The organism is Lysobacter sp. 22409, assembly GCF_052045105.1.
Classification (GTDB): domain Bacteria; phylum Pseudomonadota; class Gammaproteobacteria; order Xanthomonadales; family Xanthomonadaceae; genus Lysobacter; species Lysobacter antibioticus_B.
Window position 1 is genome coordinate 79,465 of record NZ_JBQEOE010000002.1, and the last position, 20,077, is coordinate 99,541.

Sequence of the window (20,077 nt, forward strand, 5' to 3'; positions counted from 1 at the left end):
GGGGATTTGCTCTCGGCTCTCGGCTCTCGGCTTTCACTTCTCAATATCCGACCCAAGCCAAACAAAACGAATCCCCGCCATCCGTGGCAGAGGATTCACGCCGTCACGGCGACGTCGTCGGTCGCCGCGGCAACGATCAGAACGCGTACTTCACCGACAGCGTGTACTGGCGCGGCGGGCCGTAGAAGCCGGTGTAGACGCCCAAGGCCGAGTTGAGGCTGTAACCGGTGGTGCGGTATTCCTTGTCGGCCAGGTTGGTGCCCTGCAGCGACACCGTCCACGGGCCCGGGCTCTTCCAGGTCACGCCGGCGTTGACCAGGCCATAGCCGTCCTGGGTGATCGGCACTGCGCCGGTACGGATGATCTCGGTGGTCGCCACCACGTCGCTCTGGTAGCTGTAGCCCACGCGCGCCGACAGATTGCTGCCGTTGCTCAGGTCGGTGCGGTACTCGACGTTGAGCGCGCCGGAGAAGTCCGGGGCGTTGGTGAACTCCTGCTCGTTGGCGATGTTGACGCCGGCATAGATGAATTCGTCGTACTTGGCGTCGAGCCAGGCCAGGTTGCCCGAGATCAGCCAATGCTCGTTCGGCAGCCACTGGTATTCGACTTCCAGGCCCTGCACCGTGCCGGAGCCTGCGTTGGTGAAATCGCCGAAAAAGGCATCGTTGGTGCCGTCGCCGTTGCTGTCGTAGGCGGTGAACACCGACAACTGGATGTCTTTGTAGTCGTTGTGGAAATAGGCCAGGTTCAAGAACAGGCGCTGATCGAAGAAGGCCATCTTGCTGCCGACTTCGAAGCTGTCGACGACCTCGTCGTCGAAGGGCTCGGCCGAGCGCGGCACCGCGGCGGCCTGTGCGCGGATGTTGTAGCCGCCGGACTTGAAGCCGCGCGTGGCCAGGCCGTACAGCAGAATGTCGGGCGCGATCTGGTAGTCGAGCGAGATCTTCGGCGAGGTGTTCTTGAAATTGATCTTGCGGTCGAAATTCGCCGCGACCAGGCCGTTGGGCACGCTGAAGCTGGCGTCGCGGTAGCCGCGGTTGAGCACCTTGGCGCGCTTGTCCTCGTCGGTGTAGCGCACGCCGACGTCGAGCTTGAGCTTGTCGGTAAGATCGAAGGTCCAGTCGGCATAAGCGGCGATGCTCTCGGTGAAGACCGTGCCCTGGGTGTCGCCGAAGCTGAGGTTGAAGAAGTTGTTGAGCACCTGGCCGCCGGCCTCGCCGTCGAAGGCGTACACGCCCATGACACCGCGGGCGCGGCCGCCGCCGTCGTAGTTGGCCTGCAGCTCGTGGGTGATCTGCTGGTCGCTGTAGAACGCCTTCACGTCGGCAATCTTGTTCTGCAGAGTGTCGAAGTCGATGTTGGTCTCGGTGTCCGACTCGCGCTTGGCCAGCACGTACTTGAAGCTCCAGTCTTCGCTGGCGCGCCAATTGACCGTCGCCGACGCGCCCTTGATGGTGGTGTCGTTGATGTTGGGCATGCCGCTGCGGATGTCGTAGCGCGAATTCAGCGGCGCCTGGCCCGGGGCGAAACGGTTGGCGGCGAGCATCTTGGCGCCGCGCACGCCGGACTGGTCGTCCATCCAGTCGAAGGCGAACTGGATATCGAGGGCATCGCTGACGTAGGCGCCGAGGCTGCCGCGCAGGGCGAGAATCTCTTTATCGCTGACGTCCTGGCCGGTAACCACGTTCTCGCCGAAACCGTCGCGGTTGAGGCTGGCCACCGAGAGGCGGCCGCGCAGGGTGGCATCGCCGCCCTGGGTGCTGCCGCCGATCGGGCCGGCGATCGCCGCCTTGACGTCGAGCTGGCCGTAGTTGCCGACCGTGACCGAAGCGAAGCCGTCGAGCGAAGTCGGCAGGCCGCGCGAGATGTACTTGATCGCGCCGCCGATGGTGTTCTTGCCGTACAGCGTGCCCTGCGGGCCGCGCAGCACTTCGATGCGCTCGACGTCGAACACGTCGAGCAAGGCCCCCTGCGGACGGGCGATGTAGACATCGTCCATGTAGATGCCGACGCCCGGGTCGACGCCCCACAGCGGATCGGACTGGCCGACGCCGCGGATATAAGCGGTGATGGTGCTGCTGGAGCCGCGCGCGGCGTAGATGGTCAGATTGGGCACCTGCGCGTCGAGGTCGCTGAGGTCTTCGACATTGAGCCGATCCAGCGCCTCGGGCGTGAACGCGGTGATCGCGACCGGCACCTCCTGCAAGGTCTCCTCGCGCTTGCGCGCGGTCACGGTGATCGAACCCAGCGTCTTGGCCTGCGCCTCGGCGGCCGGCGCGGCTTCCTGCGCCCAGGCGGCCGGCGCCAGCAACGCGCCGGCGATGGCCAGGCTCAACGTGCTGTGACCGATCTTGCTGCGTGTCTGCTTGCCTTGCTTCACGTGTGTCTCTCCCCTTGTAGCGGCCGTTTGCAGCAGCCGTTCGTAGCGATCGCGATGGGCCGGTGTCCGCACCGCCGCCATTCCGCCCCCACGCGAGAATGGCGGCGGCAGCTGGACGAAGGCCCCCGTCATGCCGCGCAGACTATGAGGACGCGGTCACGCCGGGCAGCTGTACCTTCGGACAATGCCCCGTCCGCCCGCGCTTGCCGACACTGCGCGCACCGACGGGCCTGGACGTTCGTCACGGGGAAACAAACCGATGGCGTTCGTGATCGTGCTGGCCGCGCTGTGCTTTCTGATGTATGTCGCCTATCGCGGCCACAGCGTGATCCTGTTCGCGCCGGTGGCGGCGCTCGGCGCAGTGCTGCTGACCGACCCGAGCCTGGTCGCGCCGATGTTCACCGGCCTGTTCATGGACAAGATGGTCGGCTTCCTCAAGCTGTATTTCCCGGTGTTCCTGCTCGGCGCGGTGTTCGGCAAGCTGATCGAGGTCTCGGGCTTCTCGAAATCGATCGTCGCCGCGACCATCCGCCTGCTCGGGCGCGAACGCGCCATGCTGTCGATCGTCGCGGTCTGCGCCCTGCTCACCTACGGCGGCGTGTCGCTGTTCGTGGTGGTGTTTGCGGTGTATCCCTTCGCCGCCGAGCTGTTCCGCCAGAGCGACATTCCCAAGCGCCTGATCCCCGGCACCATCGCGCTCGGCGCGTTCACCTTCACCATGGACGCGTTGCCGGGCACGCCGCAGATCCAGAACATCATCCCGACCGCGTTCTTCGGCACCGACACCTGGGCCGCGCCCTGGCTGGGCCTGATCGGCGGCGTGTTCATCCTGATCGTCGGCCTGCGCTATCTGAACTGGCGCCGCCGCGTGGCGCTGCGCGCCGGCGAAGGCTACGGCGAGAATCTGATCAACGAGCCGGCGCCGTTCGCCGGCGGCCGCCTCGCCCATCCGGCGGTCGCGATCCTGCCGCTGCTGCTGGTCGGCATCGCCAACAAAGCGTTCAGCGTGTGGCTGCCGCAGGTGTACGGCGCTCGACACAGTTTCGACCCGGCGGTCATCGGCGACGCCGCGCCGGTAGTGCAGGAGGTGTCGAAAATCGCCGCGATCTGGGCGGTCGAAGGCGCGCTGTTGATCGGCATCGCCGCGGTGGTCGTCTTTGCCTGGAAGCCGGTGACGGTGAGCTTCGCCGAAGGCAGCAAGGCGGCTATCGGCGGCGCCCTGCTCGCGGCGATGAACACCGCCAGCGAATACGGTTTCGGCGCGGTCATCGCCGCGCTGCCGGGCTTCCTGGTGGTCGCCAATGCCCTGGCCGCGATTCCGAACCCGCTGGTCAACGAAGCGGTCACGGTGACCGCCCTGGCCGGCATCACCGGCTCGGCCTCGGGCGGCATGAGCATCGCGCTCGCGGCCATGGCCGACAGCTTCATCGCCAACGCCAACGCCGCCGGCATCCCGATGGAAGTGCTGCACCGCGTCGCCGCGATGGCCTCCGGCGGCATGGACACCCTGCCGCACAACGGCGCGGTCATCACCCTGCTGGCGGTGACCGGCCTGACCCATCGCCAGGCCTACAAGGACGTGTTCGCGATCACCCTGATCAAGACCATGGCGGTGTTCGTGGTGATCGGGGTGTTCTATGCGACCGGGGTGGTGTGAGGCCGGCGTTGCGGCGGCTCATCGATCGTTCGTTGCGTATCGATCTGCCCTTACCTCACCTCATCCGCCCTCACCCCCACCCCTCTCCCGCACGCGGGAGAGGGGCTTTAAGCGGGTAGGAAGGCTCAACCCGCGCAGTTGTAGCAGACCAGGGCGAAGTCCTGGTCGGTGTCGTCGCCGGCGTTCGGCAGTGCGTTGGAGTTGATGTCGGTCGCGCGCACTTCGACGTTGACGCTGCCGCCATGCTGCGCGGCCTGCAGGAACACGCCCTCGCCGTTGTTCCTGGCATCGGCGCTGCCGCCGGTGACCGACCAGCCGCTGCTGGAGAAAACGTTACCGAGGTAAGTGCTGGCGCCGGCGGTGACGCGCAGATCGAGGTTATTGTTCCAGGCTGGGGTGGTGCCGCCGAGGCCATGGCCGGGCGCATCGGTCCAGACCAGCATGATCCGGATCGGCTTACTCGGGTCGGCCGCGGTGAAGGTCCTCGTCCAGGTCTCGCCGCTGGCATTGAACACACGGCTCTGATCGACGTATTGCACGCTCTGCGCCGGCTGCAGCACCGGCTTGATCAGCATCCGCCCCCAGCCCTGCTTGCTGTCGGGCGCGGTGCCGAGGGTGCCGCCGTCGGCATCGAGACGGCCGATCAGGTTCTGCGCGACCGCGGTATAAGCGGCCTTGGTCAACGCCGGGCTCGGATCGACGCCGAAGCGTGCGCGGTAGTACTGCACGAACAAGGCGCTGGCGCCGGCGACCTGCGGCGAGGCCATGCTGGTGCCGCACATCAGGCCGTGGCCGCTCGCGCTGTTGGCCGAGTCGATCGAACACCCCGGCGCGACCATACTCGGTATGCGCCGGCCATCGAGCGCCGGCCCGTGCGCGGTGTTGCTGGACAAGTCGTTGATCGCGGTCAGCTGCACCGTGGCCGAGGTCTGTCCCTTGGTCGAGCCGATGGTGAAGGTGTTCTTGGCTTCGTCCGGCGTGCCCTGGCTCTGGGTGCCGCCGTTGCCGTTCATGAACGACAGCACGTAGTTCAGCGGCTGATCGCCGGGCGCATCGGGGTCGGCATCGCGCACGCCGACATCGACCTGGCGGGTGGCGTTGTCGTAACCGCGCGGCGAACCGGCCGGGCCCCAGCTGTTGCCGGAGATCACCGCGCGGTTGCGCACCGACTGGGTCATCAACAGCAACATGCCGCCGGCCTGGCTGTAGGTCGGCGAATAACGCTGCTCGACCAACTTGGCGCCCGGCGCCACGCCGAGACCGCGGCGGAAGCTGCCGTTCGGCGTGGTCGCGTTGACGTTCGATGCGCCGTCGCCGGCCATGATCGCCGCGGTGTGGGTGCCGTGCGCGCTGCTCGCCGCCGCGCCGCAGGTGCTGCCCACGCAGGCGGTCATGCGCGCGGCCAGGTCGGGATGAGTGTGGTAGATGCCGCTGTCGACGTTGGCCATGGTCACGCCGGTGCCGTCGACGCCGATGGACGTCAGATAAGCGCGATAACCGGGCAAGGCGAAATTGCTCGCGTTGACGTTGCCGGCGTTGATCTGGCTGCTGATCTCGCCGCGCAGGCCGCCGTCGGTCGGCACGCTCTGCACGCTGTAAACGCCGGGCGTCTGCGCCAGTGCCGAGAGGCGGTCAACCGATATCCGCAGAGTCTGCGCCTGCAGGTGGCGATCGATCGCACGCGCCTCGGCGCCGACCTTGCTCGCACCGAGCACGTTCAATGCAGTGACGAAGCCGGAGTTGCCGCGGCGGCTGACGACATCGACCTCGACCGCCCCGGTCGCGGCCTTGCGCAGTTCGGCCTTGCGCAGTTCGGGCTGCACCCGATACGCCGGCAGGAAATCGCCGCTCCAACGCACTTCAGGACGGCCGGAGAGCCGCGCCAAGGCATCGCGACGGCCCCAGGCGACATAGGTGTAGGGATGGACGTACTGCACCGGCTCCAGGCCGGCACGACGCAGTTCGTCGAGCCAGGCCTGGCGCACCGGGCCGCCGAACTGGATCAGGCGCCAGTCTTCGCCATCGGCGCGCGCGCGGCCCCAGGCGCTGCTGGGCTGCACCGGCGTGGATGCGAGCGGGTCGAAACGCAATCCGCCCAGATCGAGTTCGAAACGCGGATCGGCGCCCGGCGAGGCGGCCGGAGCGGAAGAAGCGGTGGCGGCGAAGCCGATCGCTACGGCGATGGCGAGATGCAACAGACGACGGTCGGTCATGCGAGTTCTCCGATGGATCGATGGAACGCCGTCGGCGACGACGGCGGCTCGGGTTAGAGAAGTGCTGAAGAGCGACTGCGGGCGTCCCTGCTGCTGGCGTCGTGGGACGGCTACCGACACTGCGCCCGCGCCGGGGCGGCGTCCACGTGAATACGAACGGCGTTCCGCCGGCGACGTTGAGTGGCATCACAGAAAGCGATGCGCGCCGTTGGGTGCCGGCGGCCCGCGGCCGTGGCCTGAGACGGCGGTCGCGGCTTGCGCCGCGGCGGGGTTCGGCCGAAGCCAGGCCATCGGCCTTCAGCGCGACCGTCCGGCCATCCAAAAAATTCCAAACGAATCGAAAAATATTCGCCCTGGACGACGTGTCGGCGAGCGCAGCAGCGAAATCATCGGGAACCCGATGCGTTTCGACGATTTCGACAATGCCAAAACCGCGCGCTGCCGCTGCGCCGGCGCTGTGCGCGACGCGCGCGGCGTCCTATAGTCGGGCGGTCGCCGCTGCCCTACTCGTCCATGCGCCTGCTCTTACTGCGTTGCCTGTTGTCGATCGTCTCGCTGCTGTCGCCCTTGCTCGCCTCGGCGGCGGATGCGCCGCACGCATTGAATCCGCGCGCGATCGCCTTCTACTACAACTGGTACGGCAGCCCGACGCTCGACGGCGCGCCGCTGCATTGGGCACACGATGTATTGCGCGAGAACGACCGCGACCGGACGGCCAAGCGCCTGCCCGGCAACGGCGACATCTCGGCCAATTTCTATCCGCAACTCGGCGAATACAGCAGCGCCGACCCGGCGGTGATCGAGCGCCACATGGCGATGATCGCCTCGGCGCGGATCGGTGTGATCGCGGTGACCTGGCTCGGCGTCGACGACCCGAGCTACAAGAGCCTGCGCCCGCTGTTCGAAGCCGCACAGCGCCACGGCGTGCGCATCTGCTTCCAGATCGAGCCGGCCGCGCGCAAGACCGCCGCCGACGCGCGCGCCTCGATCCGCTATCTGGTCGAGACCTTCGGCGCGCATCCGGCCTTCTATCGCGATCCGGACAGTAAACGCCCGCTGTTCTTCGTCTACGACTCCTATGTCATCGACGCCAAGGACTGGGCCCAGGTGCTCGGCCGCGACGGTGCCGACAGCATCCGCGGCACCGCTTTCGATGCCGATGTGCTCGGGCTGTGGGTCGGCGCCGACGAGCATGCCTTCTTCGAGCAGTCCGGCTTCGACGGCTTCTACACCTATTTCGCCAGCCGCGGCTTCAGCTACGGCGCCACGCCCGAGCATTGGCCCGAGTTGCAGCGCTGGGCCAAGCAACACGGCAAGCTGTTCGTTCCTTCGGTCGGCCCGGGTTATATCGACACCCGCGTCCGCCCCTGGAATGCCAAGAACACGAAGGAGCGCGACGGCGGCCGCTATTACGACGCGATGTTCGAGGCGGCGATCGACAGCGGCGCGCCGTTCATCGGCATCACCTCGTTCAACGAATGGCACGAAGGCACCCAGATCGAACCGGCAGTCGCGTTCAAGCACGCCGCCTTCGAGTATCTGGATTACGCACCGCGGGCACCGGAGTATTACCTCGAACGCACCGCGCATTGGCTGCAGCGCTATAAGTCCGCCGCCGAATAGCGCCTCACCGCTTCAAGGGTAGGAGCGGCGTAAGCCGCGACAGCGCCGCCGCAGAGCCGGCGCAACGCGATGAAAAAGGTCGTGGCTGAAGCGTTCCCCATCCTACCGGGCTGACGAAGCCGCTTGAGATAGCGCGGTCGCGGCTCGCGCCGCTCCTACCCTTTACAGGCGCCGCGTCTTGGGATTCGTCGCGGCTATCGCTCGCGCACCGGCCGTTTGGCCAGGCGCCGCTGCAGGGTACGCCGGTCGACGCCGAGCACGCGCGCGGCGGCGGAGACGTTGCCGCCGCATTCGGCCAAGACGCGCTGCACGTGTTCCCAGCCCTGGCGCCTCAACGACGGCGGGTCGAGCGGCGGTTCCGGCGGTGGCGCTTCGGCCGCGGGCGACTCGAACGACTGCGCCAATGCCTCGATGTCGAACGGCTTGGGCAGGTAGTTCCAGGCGCCGCGCCGCATCGCGTCGACCGCGGTGGCGATGCTGGCGTAGCCGGTCGCGAGCACGATCCGCGCCTGCGGGCAGCGCTCGCGCAGGTCGCGGATCAGCAGCAGGCCGTTGTCGGCGCCGAGCTTGAGGTCGAGCAGGATGCCTTCGGGCGCGAACTCGTCCAGCGCCGCCAGCGCACTCGCCGCATCGTGGCGCGCCTGCACTTCGACGCCGCGACGCTGCAGCAAGCGCGCCAGCACCTGGCAGAAGGCCAGGTCGTCGTCGATCAACAGCATGCGTGCGGGCAGGCTCATGCCGGCGCCCCGGTCAGCGGCAGATCGACTTCGGTAACGCAGCCCCCGCCCTCGCGTTCGAACTGGCGCACGCGGCCGCGGCTGCGTTCGATGCTGGCCTTGGAGATCATCAGGCCGATGCCGAGTCCCGGCCCCTCGCTGTCGTGGCGCGGGCGCGCGGCGATGCCGGCGGGGCCGGCGCCGCGGTCGAGGATGGTGACCACCAACCAGCCCTCGCGCACCTGCGTGGCGACCTCGACCGGCTCGTCGCGGCCGCGCGCGGCGTTGGCGTCGGCCGCGTTGTTGATCAGGTTGATCAGCGCCTGCGGCAAGGCCGCGTCGATGCGCACTTCGCGATCGGCGGCGCCGCCGCGGAACACCGCGGTCGCGTTCGGCCGCAGCAAACGCCAGCGATCGACGCAGGCGTGGACGAAACGGTCGGCGTCTTCGACGGTGGCTTCGCCGGCGGCGCCACGGCGCGCCATCTCGGCCAGCGCGCGCACATGGTCGCGGCAATGCGCGAGCTGGCCGCGCAGCAGTTCGACGTCCTCGCGCGCCGGCGGCGCGTCGCTGGCGATCCAGTCGTCGACCAACAGGCTCATCGTCGCCAGCGGCGTATTGAGTTCGTGCGCGGTGCCGGCGGCGAGCGAACCCAGCGCCGACAACGACTCGTCGCGGATCGCGCGTTCGCGCGCTTCCGACAATCGGCGGCGCTGGTCGCGCACGATGCTCATGAAGCGGCTCAGGACTACGCCCATGATCACCGCCGAGAGCAGGAAATTGACCCACATGCCGGTCACGTGCAGCTCGAAATCGCCGCCGTGCACGTGCGGCAGCGGCACATGGTGTTGCAGCAGCCAGGTGTAGAGCGCCGCAGTCAGCACGGTCAGGCCGAGCATCGGCGCGATTTCCAGGCCGATCGCCGCCACCGCCACCGGCACCAGGTACAGCGACACGAAGGGGTTGGCCGGGCCGCCGGAGAAATACAGCAAGGCGGTCAAGGTCAGCAGATCGACCAGCAACTGCAGGATCAAGGCGCGCGCACCGGCGTTGCGATGGCGCAGCCACCACACATGACTGACCACGTTGAAGGCCAGCAGGCCGGCCGAAATCGCCAACAAGGGCCGTGCCGGAATCGGCAGATTCAGGCGCTCGACGACATAGGCGACCGTGAGCATCTGCCCGGCCACCGCCATGTATCGCAGGTAGATCAGCAGGTGCAGCAAAGGCGGAGTCCACGGAGCGGGAGCCGCGATTATCGCATCCGCGCCAATGCGCCCGCGGGCCACCCCGGAGCCTGCGTCATCCGGTCGCGGCCGCGGCGGGGACTCGTGACGGCCCTGTCAGTTCCGACAGCCCGCGGCCCCGCCCGATATCCGCGCGTTATCCTCGGCCGGGCCAGAATCGTCTGGCCACTTCAGGAACGGACCTCATGAAATCAAAGGGATTGGCTCTCATGAACACCCTGTTCGGCAGCGCGCTCGTCGCCGCCGCGGTCGCCGCCTCCGCATTCGCGCCGGCAGCCGCGCAGCAGATCGCCCCACAAGCCATCACCGGGCCGGTGCTGTATTGCTTCGTCAGCCCCAACGACCAACCGCCGGTGGGCAACTTCGGCCGCTGCACCTCGTTCTATCCGGCCAGCAGCTACACCGCCGCATTCGAGATCCGCAATCTGCCGGCCGGCAGCTACAGCTATGTCTGGACCACCGAGCTGGGCCTGGTGCTGCCCTGCACCACTTGGCGCTGCAGCCAGCAGTACCGCGGCGGCATGGCGATCTCCGACATCGTCAACGTGACCTACACCAACCTGGCCACCGGCGAAGCCAAGACGCTGAGCCGCTCGCTGGCGATCAACGGGCCGTTCTGAGCGCAGGTTCGGCCACGTCCGCTGATTAAGAGAACGCGGGCCGAGGCCCGCTTTCTCTTTGTCGATGCAGGACTCGCGCCTGTGCCGCGTCCTCAGCGGAAACGGTAGTCGAGCTCGAGCCAGAACTGACGGCCGTAGGGGTCGTAGTTGCCGACCGGATAGAACGGCCAGCCGCCGCCGCTGCGGTCCGCCGGCGGCTTGGAATCGCGCAGGTTGTTGACGATGAAGGCGATCGAACCGCGGTCGTTGAAGCGATACGAAACGCTGCCGTTGTAGCGCGTGTACGGCGCGATGCGGCCGCTGCCGTCGCTGTTGGGCAGGCTGCCGTAGCGCAGGGCGACGAGGTTCGAGCTCCAGGGGCCGATGTTCCAGGTCACGCCGGCATTGATCTTGCTGCGCCAGTCGGTCGCGTCGAGCGAATCGCGGCGATCGGTCTTCTCGTCGTCGGAGAACTGCTGGTAATCGTGCTTGAGCACCAGGGTGTAGCCCAGGCGGCTGCTGAAGTCGCCGTAGCGGCCGGCGTTCCAACGGAAGTTGGTCTTCAGGTCGATGCCGTCGGTGCGTTCGGAGGCGGCGTTGATCGCATTGATGAGCACGCGGCGAACCTGGTTCGGCTGCACCGCGGCATCGGCCGGGTTGCGCAGCACGCGGCTCAGCGCGTTCTGGCACAGCGGCGAGTTGATGTCGCGGCTCTCGCCGCCGACGGTCGCGCCGAGACGGCAATCGGCCTCCTCGCGCAGGATGCGGCTGCTGCTGAGGTTGGTGACTTCGTCCTCGAGACGGATGCTGTAGTAATCCAGCGAAACGTCGAAGCGTTCCGACGGCGACCAGACCAGGCCGAAGCCGTAGGACTTGCCGCTTTCCGGCTTCAGGTCGCGGTTGCCGGCGCTGGTGTAATCGATCGCCAGCCCCGAGTAATCGCAATTGTCGTAAGGCTGGCCGGCGGTGCGGCAACGCCAGTAGTCGGTCATGCCCGGGTTATAGCCGCGCGTTTCCGCGGCGAAGATGTAGTTCATATCCGGCGCGCGGAAACTGGTCGAGGCGCTGCCGCGCAGCAGCAGGCTGTCGAAGGGGCGGTACTCGAGGCCGACGTTCCAGGTGCCCTTGCCGGATTTGCGCCCGGCGAAGCGGAACTCGTCGTAGCGCGCCGCCGCCGATGCGGTCAGGGTGCTGAAGATCGGCACGTTGATCTCGGCGCCGATCGCATAACGGTCGCGCTCGCCTTCGGCACGCGTACCCGAGCTGGTGTTCCAGAACGTGCCGTCGCCCAGGCGCGCATCGGGGCGGTTGCTGTAGCCCTGGTTGCCGGCTTCGAGCACGCCGGCGAAGCCGACCGTGCCGGCCGGCAGCTCGAACAGGTCGCCGTTGACGGTGAAGCTGAGGTTCTGGATCCAGGCGGCGTTCTCGCTTTCGTAGAAGCCGGTCAGGCGCTGGTAGTCGGCCGGCGTCAGCGGTTGGTACAGACGCGAGAGATCGGGGTTGTATACGCCGATGCCGTTGCGCGTGCCCAGGCGCGGGCCGAGGTAGAACTCGTTGATGCCTTTCAGGAACTGGCGACGCTTGGTGCGGTTCTCGTAGCGGCCGCGGTTGTAGGCGACCTCAAAGTCCCAACCCGACTCGCCGAAGCTGCCGCGCAGGCCGGTGGTGAACGCCCAGGAGCGTTCGAGGAAGCGATTGTTGTTGGCGTGCGCCGAGCCGATCTCTTCCGGGGCGATGCGGCGGTACCAGATTTCGTTGAGGCCGCTGGCCTGGTTGTAGAAATAGTTGTTGTCCGAAGTCCAGCTCGGCGCGCGGGTGTTGTTCTCGATGCTCGAAATGCCCAGTTGCAGGTCGGCGAACACCTCGGTGCGGTCGCTCAGACGCCAGGTCAACGAACCGTAGGCATCGGCGTTTTTCTTCTGGGTCTGCACGGTCCAGAACGCCGGCGAGGCCTCGTTGCTGCCGCAGTACCAGCCCTGGCGAGGATTGCGCGTGCGCTGCACCGAGCCGTGGTACAGCTCCGAGACCGCATCGCAGGCCGCGCCCGGGTCGATGAAACCGTTGCTCTGCGCGTTGCGCCGGAACGCCACCTGGGTCGGCAGCAGCGCCGTGCCGGAAGGTTGGTCGAGCAAGGAATCCATGAAGTCGCGCTGGTCGCCCCAGATCGCTTCGCGATGCAGCAGCTCGATGCCGAAGACTGCGTCGAACTTGTCGCCCGACAAACCGCTGACCACCTGCAGGCGCTGGTTCTGGCCGCCGCCCTGCTCGGTGCCGCCGACGCGCAGGTTGACTTCGGTGCCTTCGAACTTGTCCTTGAGGATGATGTTGACCACGCCGGCGACCGCGTCCGAGCCGTAGATCGCCGAAGCGCCGCCGGCCAACACTTCGATGCGCTTGATCAGCGCAGTGGGAATGTTGGCGAGGTTGACGACGTTGACCGAACCCTCATACGCCAGCGGGTAATCGACCAGACGCCGGCCGTTGACCAGCACCAGGGTGTGGTTGGGGCCGAAGCCGCGCAGGTTGATGGTGTTGGCCGCGGGCGTGAAGGTATTGCCGAAATCCTCGCCCTGCACCGAGCCGGTGTTCTGGGTCAGCGCGCTGATCGCATCGAAGGCGCTGCGATAGCCCTGCGCGTCGATCTCTTCCTTGCTGATGATCGTCACCGGCGACGGCCCTTCCAGGGTCGCGCGCGGGATGCGCGAACCGGTCACCACGACCTGTTCGAGATTGGTCGCGGCTCGGTCGGCCGGCGGTGCCTCCGCGGCCTGGACAGCGGACGCGGCCATCATGGGCAACGCCAGGGCGAGAACGACGGAAAGCGGACGGCGTTGCAGCCGCAGGACAGCGTGCATGGGGAATCCTTGGCAGAGGGGTGGGCCAGGCCGCCGGGTGTTGCGATCCCCGGACACTGGCGACTGGCGTTCGATTCATCTTTGTTGCTATGCAGCACACACAGAAATGAAGGCGCTGCATCTGCATATGGCGACCGGGAATTTGCTTTGCGACGCAGAGCCTGCCGAGCCCGTCGAAACGGCGATGTGCGCTTGCGCACGAAGCCGATGCGAGCCGCTCGTGAACGTGGCGTCGGCAAATCGACAGAATCGGCAAAGCCGCACGCAATGCGATTCGAAGAGTGCTCGTTATCTGCGTGACCGTTCGCACGTTGATGGGGATAACTGCGCCATCGTGGTGAATTCGCCGTCGCCTATGCGCATTCGAACAGTGACGCAGCGCATCCCACGACACATTGATCTGTGACGCAACCGGGACTTTGCGGCTTGCCGGCCGACATAAGCTCGCGCTCCCCGACACGACCGATGACAGGAGCGCGCCGATGACCCGCTCGATAACCGCCTCCGAACAGGCCGCGATCCGCACTCGACTGCAGGATCGTTACGGCACGCTCGGACGCAGCACGCCGTCGAAAGCCGCGCGCGCCAAACTCGACGCGACGCAAAGCGCCGCGCCGGACGTGCAGGCCTCGCCGCTGCTGGTTTCGCCGCTCGACCTGCCGCGTCCTCCGTTCGTGGTGCGCGCGCTCGCCAGCCTCAGCTACGGCGCCACCGCGCAATCGATCAGCGAGTTCAACGCGCTCGGCACCACCGATACGCAGCGCCTGGCCAACTACGTCGACTGGCAACTGGACTGGGCCAACATCGACGACAGCGCGGTCGAGACGCGTTTGCTCAACGCCGGCTACACCACCCTGGGCAAATCGCTGACCCAGTTGTGGGCCGACCACGTCAAGCCGAACCCGGCCTACGAAGTGCGCATGCGCCCGGCCTGGGAGGCGCAGCGCGCCGCCCTGGTGCGCGCGGTGCATTCCAAGCGCCAGTTGCGCGAGGTCATGGTCAATTTCTGGCACGACCATTTCAACGTCACCGCCAGCGACTACGACGCCGGCCCGGTCTACGTGCATTACCAGCGCGACGTATTGCGCCCGCATGCCTTCGGCAATTTCCGCGCGATGCTCGAGGAAGTCGCCAAGAGCACCTCGATGCTCTACTACCTCGACAACGCCTCCAACACGCGCGCCGGCCCGAACGAAAACTTCGCCCGCGAATTGCTGGAACTGCATACGCTCGGCGCCGAGCATTACCTGGGTTTCATGGACCCGTTCCAGGTTCCGCCCGATGCCGAAGACCCGACCTACCCGGCCGGCTACACCGACATCGACGTTTACGAGACCGCCTCGGCCTTCACCGGCTGGTCGATCAAGAACGGCCACTGGCAGTACCCGACCGAGAACGACGGCAGCTTCGTCTATCGCCAGGCCTGGCACGATGCCGGCCCGAAGTTCCTGCTCGGCCGCATGCTCTATCCCGAGCAGCCGGCGCTGAAGGACGGGCGCGACGTACTCGACCGCCTCGCCAGCCACCCCGGCGTGGCCCGCTTCATCTGCAAGAAACTCATCCGCCGCTTCGTCAGCGACACGCCCAGCGCGGCTCTTGTGACCAGCGCGGCGGCGATCTTCCGCCAGAACTGGCGCAGTGCCGACCAGATCGCGCTGACGCTGCGCCACATCGTCTTGTCGAGCGCGTTCGCGCAGGCCTGGGGCCTGAAGTCGCGGCGCCCGTTCGAGGCCGTCGCCGCGGCGATGCGCACGCTCGGCAGCGACTGGACGATTGCGGTCGGCACGCCGAAGAGCGACGAGTTCGCCTGGCGCATGGGCTTCACCGGCCACGCGCCCTACGAATGGCCGGCGCCGAACGGCTATCCCGACACCCAGGCCGCGTGGTCGGGTTCGGGCAGTTATGCGATGACCTGGAAGATCCTCAACTGGATCACCGAAACCCAGGACGGCGGCGTGCCGATGGCGCCGATCCTCGCCACCACGCGCAGCAAGGTGCCGTCGTGGACGCCGACCAAGCTGGTCGATTTCTGGTGCAAGCGCATCCTCGGCTATCTGCCGACCGCGGCGCGCCGCCAGACCTTGATCGCCTTCATGGCCCAGAACGGCGACCCGCTCACTTACGTGGTCACCGACACCAACACCTGGGCGGCGAGCGACCTCAAGCGCCACTACAACCAGGACCGATTGCGCAGCATGGTGTCGCTGATCCTGATGTCGCCCGAATTCCTCAGCCGCTAGCAGGCCGCCGACATGACGCTGACCCGACGCGAGTTTCTCAAAGGCACCGCCGCCGTCACCGCCGGTGCGGTGGGCGGCCCCGCCCTGCTGTTCGCCAACCCCGCCTTCGCCGCCGCCAACGGCCACGACACTGTCGTGCACCTGTTCCTGCGCGGCGGCCTGGACGGCCTCAACCTGGTCGTGCCGATCAGCGGCAACGACCGCAGTTTCTACGAGCAGGCACGGCCGAATCTGTCGATCGCCGCGACCGGCACCTACGGCGCCTTGCCGTTGACGCTCGGCACTGGCGCCGCCACCGGCTTCGGCTTGCATCCCTCGGCGAACGGCCTGCGCGATCTGTGGAACGCCGGGCACCTGGCCATCGTGCACGGCTGCGGACTCGCTACCAGCGTGACCCGCAGCCACTTCGATGCGCAGCTCTACATCGACCTGGGCACGCCCGGGCAACAAGGCATCGGCAGCGGCTGGTTGACGCGCGCGATGAACACCCAGCCGAACCTGAGCGGCGCGGAAAAACTGCCGGCGCTCGGCGTCGCTTCGCGGCAACCGGCCGGGCTGTTGGCTTCGGTGCAGGCGCTGACCATGGCCAGCCCGAGCGATTTCGCCCTCAACGCCGGCGCCTGGTCGTGGCAGACCGCGCGGCCCGATTCGCCGGTCGGCTTCCGCGGCGTCAACGAAACCCTGGCCAGCCTGTGGGCCGGAACGACCGCGCTCGAACTCGGCGGCCAACGCGCCGACCGCGCCTTGCAGGTGATCGCGCGCCAGTCCTACAGCGCGCCGCCGGCGGGCTGGCCGAGCAGCGGCTTCGCCCAGCAACTGTGGACCATCGCCCAGTCGATCCAGTTCGACCTCGGCCTGCACTACGCCACGCTCGACCTCGGCGGTTGGGACACCCATGACGGCCAGGGCACGGCCGGCAGCGGCTATCACTACTACCAGAACAAGATCGCCGAACTCTCGCAGGCCTTGTCGGCGTTTTATGCCGCGCTGGATGCGAGCGGACACGCCTCGCGCGTGACCGTGGTGGTGCAGTCCGAATTCGGCCGGCGCGTGCGCGCCAACGCCAACGGCGGCACCGACCACGGCTACGGCAATCCGGTGCTGGTGCTGGGCGGCCCGGTCAACGGCCGGCGTTTCTACGGCACCTGGTCCGGGCTCGATCCGGAAATCCTGTCGCCGCATTTCGGCGACGTGCCGGTGACCACCGACCACCGTCAGGTGCTGTCGGAAATCCTGGTGCGGCGGATGGGCAATACCGACCTTGCGACGGTATTTCCCGGCTACACCGGCTATGCGCCGCTCGGGATCATGCGCGATTTCGGAACACTGGCGAAACCGCTGCCGGAGCTGCGCCGGCTGTACAAACCGGCGACGAAACCGGCGGCGGCGGACGATCCGGATTTGCTGGAGCGTTTGCTGCGTTATATGCGGCAGTTGGTGGATTGAGCCGGGACTGTCCGCGCGTTGGCTGAGGGACGTTGCTTCTTCTCGTGGGGCGAGCAAGAGCAAATCCCCCGCGCTCTGCATTCGCGGTCTTCACCGATTTCCGTCGGCGCCGCCCCCTTCTAAAAAGGGGGCCATCGGTCAGCGCTCGCTGTCCCTTGCTTGATGCAACCCAAGTTCTTCCCCCCTTTGAAAAAGGGGTCTAAGGGGGGATTTGCTGTTGCTGTTGCTGTTGCTGTTGCTGTTGCTGCGGCCCACCCCACTACTCCGCCCCGAACTTCTCCGCGAACAGCACCGACACCCAGTCGACGAACACCCGCACCCGCGGCGACAGCTGCCGGTGCTGCGGATACAACACCGACACCGGCACGCCCGGGCTGCGGTAATCGCTCAACACTTCCACCAGGCGGCCATCGCGCAGATGCGGTTCGATGTGATGCCGCGGCAACTGGATCAATCCGCAGCCGCGCAAGGCCGCGGCGACATAGCATTCGGCTTCGTTGACCGAGATCCACGAGCTCAGCGGCACCTCGCGCAATTCGCCGTCGACGATGAACTCGAACGGATACCGCACATCGCGGTTGCTGGAGAAAAACCCCACCGACTGGTGCGCGGACAATTCGTCGGGATGCTTTGGGGTGCCGAAATACGCCAGATAGTCGGGGCTCGCACAGGTCGCCTCCGGCATCACCGCCAGGCGCTTGGCGATCAACGACGAGTCGCGCGGGTTGCCGGCGCGCACCACGCAGTCGATGCCCTCGCGCACCAGGTCGACCAGGCGGTCGCCGCTGCTGATCGCCAGGTCGATATGCGGATAACGCGCGCGGAACTCGTCGATGCGCGGCAGGATGATGCCGGTCGCGTGCGAGCCGTGCAGGTCCAGGCGCAAGGTGCCGCGCGGATTGCTCGCGACCGAGCGCAGCGCCGAATCGGCATCGTCGAGTTCGGCCAGGATGTGCACGCAGCGTTCGTAATAGGCCTGGCCGTCGAGGGTCGGCCGCACCTGGCGCGTAGTGCGTTCGAGCAGGCGCACGCCCAGGCTCGCCTCCAGCTCCTTGATCGCATGGGTCGCGGTGGCCTTGGGCAGGTCGAGCACGCCGGCGGCGCGGGTGAAGCTGCCGAGCTCGACGATGCGGGTGAACAGGCGCAGGGCCTCGAAACGGTCCATGGCGGGCTCCCGGGCGGCCGGCGGCGACATTGTTGGCAATTATTGAATTGTATTGCCAATCCAGCATGGTTTATCCAACTCAGGACAATCAGCAGACTGCCTCCACCGCGGAACCCTGGCATCCCGCCCCCGCCGCCCAACCTGGAGTCCAGCCATGTCGTCCACCCAGCCCGTCCAGCCCCAGACCGCCCTCGTCACCGGCGCCTCGCGCGGCATCGGCCGCGCCATCGCCCTGCGCCTCGCCGCCGACGGCTACGCGGTCGTCGTCAACTACGCCGGCAACGCCGCCGCGACCGAGGCCGTGGTCGCGCAGATCCGCGACGCCGGCGGCCAGGCCATCGCCGCCCAGGGCGATGTCGCCGATCCCGTCGCGATGGAGCGCGTATTCGCCCTCGCCTTGCAGACCTACGGCCGCCTCGACGCGGTGGTCAACAGCGCCGGCATCATGCCGTACGTGCCGATCCAAGGCGGCGACCTGGCCGAGTTCGACCGCGTCATCGGCACCAACCTGCGCGGCAGCTTCGTCGTGCTCGGCCTGGCCGCGCAGCATCTGCGCGACGGCGGCCGCATCGTCGCCCTGTCGACCAGTGTGATCGGCAAGGCCTTCCCTACCTACGGCCCCTACATCGCCTCCAAGGCCGGCGTCGAAGGCCTGGTGCACGTGCTCGCCAACGAACTGCGCGGCCGCAACATCACCGTCAATGCGGTCGCCCCGGGCCCGGTCGGCACCGAGCTGTTCCTGCACGGCAAGAGCGAAGAACAGATCGCCCACTTCCGCGGCCTGGCGCCGCTGGAACGCCTAGGTACGCCGGAGGAAATCGCCGCGGCCGTGTCCTTCCTCGCCGGCCCCGACGGCAGTTGGGTGAACTCGCAGGTGCTGCGCGTCAACGGCGGCTACGTTTTCTGATCGTCGGCGGCGCGGTCTTCGCCGCGCCGTCTCCCGCTACCCATCCCCTTCATCGCGGGCGTCGACGACGCCCGTCAGCGGAGCTTTGCCATGAACCAGCAGATCGTTCTCGTCACCGGCGCCTCCAGCGGTTTCGGCGCCCTCGCCGCGCGCGCGCTCGCCGACGCCGGCCACACCGTCTACGCCAGCATGCGCGACACCGCCGGCCGCAACGCCGTCCAGGTCGAGGCCGCCCGCGCCTATGCCCGCGAGCACCGGGTCGACCTGCGTGCACTCGAACTCGACATCGCCTCGCAGGCCTCCGCCGACGCCGCGATCGCGCACGTCGTCGCCGCGCATGGCTGCCTCGACGTGGTGATCCACAACGCCGGCCACATGGCCTTCGGCCCGGCCGAAGCGTTCATGCCCGAGCAGTACGCGCAGCTCTACGACACCAACGTGATCGGCAGCCAGCGCGTCAATCGCGCCGCCCTGCCGCAGTTGCGCGCACAAGGCCGCGGCTTGCTGCTGTGGGTGTCGAGCAGCAGCGTGCGCGGCGGCACCCCGCCTTATCTAGCCCCCTATTTCGCCGCGAAGGCGGCGATGGATTCGCTGGCGGTCAGCTATGCCGGCGAACTCGCGCGCTGGGGCATCGAGACTTCCATCGTGATGCCGGGTGCGTTCACCTCGGGCACCCATCACTTCCTGAATTCGGGCACGCCGGCCGACAGCGCGCGCAACGCCGACTACGAGGCCGGCGTCGCCGCCGGTTTCGGCGAGGAGATCCTGGGCAAACTCGCCGGCACCGTGCCCGAGGACGCCGACGTCGCCAGCGTCGCCGAGGCCATCGTCGAGATCGTCGCGAGCCCTTACGGCCGGCGCCCGTTCCGCGTGCACGTCGACCCGGCCGGCGACGGTTGCGACGTCGTCAGTGCGGTCGGCGACCGCATCCGCGCCGAGTTCCTGCGCCGCGTCGGCCTGGGCGACCTGCTCGGAGTGCGCCTGCCGTCGAATACCCAGCCGCAGCGCGACCGCGGCTGAGCGCGCGAC

General features: G+C 67.5%; 13 protein-coding genes. 7 read left to right on the forward strand and 6 right to left on the reverse strand.

Annotated features, from left to right (window positions below):
* Nucleotides 1-136: 136 nt before the first annotated feature.
* A complete protein-coding gene (locus tag ACTJJK_RS01440) occupies nt 137-2,323 on the reverse strand; it encodes a TonB-dependent receptor (RefSeq protein WP_440729338.1) in 2,187 nt (728 codons plus the stop codon).
* A 316-nt stretch (nt 2,324-2,639) separates the two neighbouring features.
* Between ACTJJK_RS01440 and ACTJJK_RS01445 the strand changes: the two genes are divergently transcribed.
* A complete protein-coding gene (locus ACTJJK_RS01445) occupies nt 2,640-4,037 on the forward strand; it encodes a GntP family permease (protein WP_440729276.1) in 1,398 nt (465 codons plus the stop codon).
* Between the two features lie 125 nt (nt 4,038-4,162).
* Here ACTJJK_RS01445 and ACTJJK_RS01450 read toward each other — a convergent pair whose 3' ends face one another.
* The gene (locus ACTJJK_RS01450; RefSeq protein ID WP_440729277.1) at nt 4,163-6,250 is read right to left on the reverse strand and encodes a S8 family serine peptidase; all 2,088 of its coding nucleotides are present in this window, start codon (nt 6,248-6,250) and stop codon (nt 4,163-4,165) included.
* A gap of 513 nt (nt 6,251-6,763) precedes the next feature.
* Here ACTJJK_RS01450 and ACTJJK_RS01455 point away from each other — a divergent pair.
* Nucleotides 6,764-7,873, forward strand: coding sequence for a glycoside hydrolase family 99 protein (locus ACTJJK_RS01455; RefSeq protein WP_051884497.1), 1,110 nt, complete (start codon nt 6,764-6,766; stop codon nt 7,871-7,873).
* Between the two features lie 194 nt (nt 7,874-8,067).
* On the opposite strand, the gene ACTJJK_RS01460 is transcribed toward ACTJJK_RS01455, so the two are convergent.
* A complete protein-coding gene (locus ACTJJK_RS01460) occupies nt 8,068-8,610 on the reverse strand; it encodes a response regulator transcription factor (RefSeq protein WP_031370844.1) in 543 nt (180 codons plus the stop codon).
* On the reverse strand, nt 8,607-9,815 hold the full coding sequence (locus ACTJJK_RS01465; RefSeq protein ID WP_051884499.1) for an ATP-binding protein: 1,209 nt from the start codon (nt 9,813-9,815) through the stop codon (nt 8,607-8,609). Before ACTJJK_RS01465 ends, ACTJJK_RS01460 begins: the two co-directional genes overlap by 4 nt.
* 230 nt (nt 9,816-10,045) lie before the next feature.
* Between ACTJJK_RS01465 and ACTJJK_RS01470 the strand changes: the two genes are divergently transcribed.
* Entirely contained in the window at nt 10,046-10,456 is a 411-nt protein-coding gene (locus ACTJJK_RS01470; RefSeq protein WP_440729278.1) for a hypothetical protein, read from the forward strand.
* Nucleotides 10,457-10,548: 92 nt separating this feature from the next.
* On the opposite strand, the gene ACTJJK_RS01475 is transcribed toward ACTJJK_RS01470, so the two are convergent.
* Complete coding sequence (locus ACTJJK_RS01475; protein WP_440729279.1) at nt 10,549-13,290, reverse strand: TonB-dependent receptor plug domain-containing protein; 2,742 nt, start codon at nt 13,288-13,290, stop codon at nt 10,549-10,551.
* Nucleotides 13,291-13,772: 482 nt separating this feature from the next.
* Here ACTJJK_RS01475 and ACTJJK_RS01480 point away from each other — a divergent pair, with 482 nt between their 5' ends.
* Both ACTJJK_RS01480 and ACTJJK_RS01485 read left to right on the forward strand, forming a co-directional pair.
* Entirely contained in the window at nt 13,773-15,530 is a 1,758-nt protein-coding gene (locus ACTJJK_RS01480; RefSeq protein ID WP_051884501.1) for a DUF1800 domain-containing protein, read from the forward strand.
* 12 nt (nt 15,531-15,542) lie between these two features.
* On the forward strand, nt 15,543-16,976 hold the full coding sequence (locus ACTJJK_RS01485) for a DUF1501 domain-containing protein (protein WP_051884502.1): 1,434 nt from the start codon (nt 15,543-15,545) through the stop codon (nt 16,974-16,976).
* Nucleotides 16,977-17,235: 259 nt separating this feature from the next.
* On the opposite strand, the gene ACTJJK_RS01490 is transcribed toward ACTJJK_RS01485, so the two are convergent.
* Nucleotides 17,236-18,141, reverse strand: coding sequence for a LysR family transcriptional regulator (locus ACTJJK_RS01490; protein WP_031370850.1), 906 nt, complete (start codon nt 18,139-18,141; stop codon nt 17,236-17,238).
* A 154-nt stretch (nt 18,142-18,295) separates the two neighbouring features.
* Here ACTJJK_RS01490 and ACTJJK_RS01495 point away from each other — a divergent pair, with 154 nt between their 5' ends.
* Together ACTJJK_RS01495 and ACTJJK_RS01500 are read left to right on the forward strand one after the other, a co-directional pair.
* Nucleotides 18,296-19,048 carry an SDR family oxidoreductase gene (locus ACTJJK_RS01495; RefSeq protein WP_440729280.1) on the forward strand — a complete coding sequence of 251 codons (753 nt, stop codon included), beginning with the start codon at nt 18,296-18,298 and terminating at the stop codon, nt 19,046-19,048.
* Nucleotides 19,049-19,138: 90 nt separating this feature from the next.
* Nucleotides 19,139-20,068, forward strand: coding sequence for an SDR family NAD(P)-dependent oxidoreductase (locus ACTJJK_RS01500; RefSeq protein WP_440729281.1), 930 nt, complete (start codon nt 19,139-19,141; stop codon nt 20,066-20,068).
* Nucleotides 20,069-20,077: the final 9 nt, after the last annotated feature.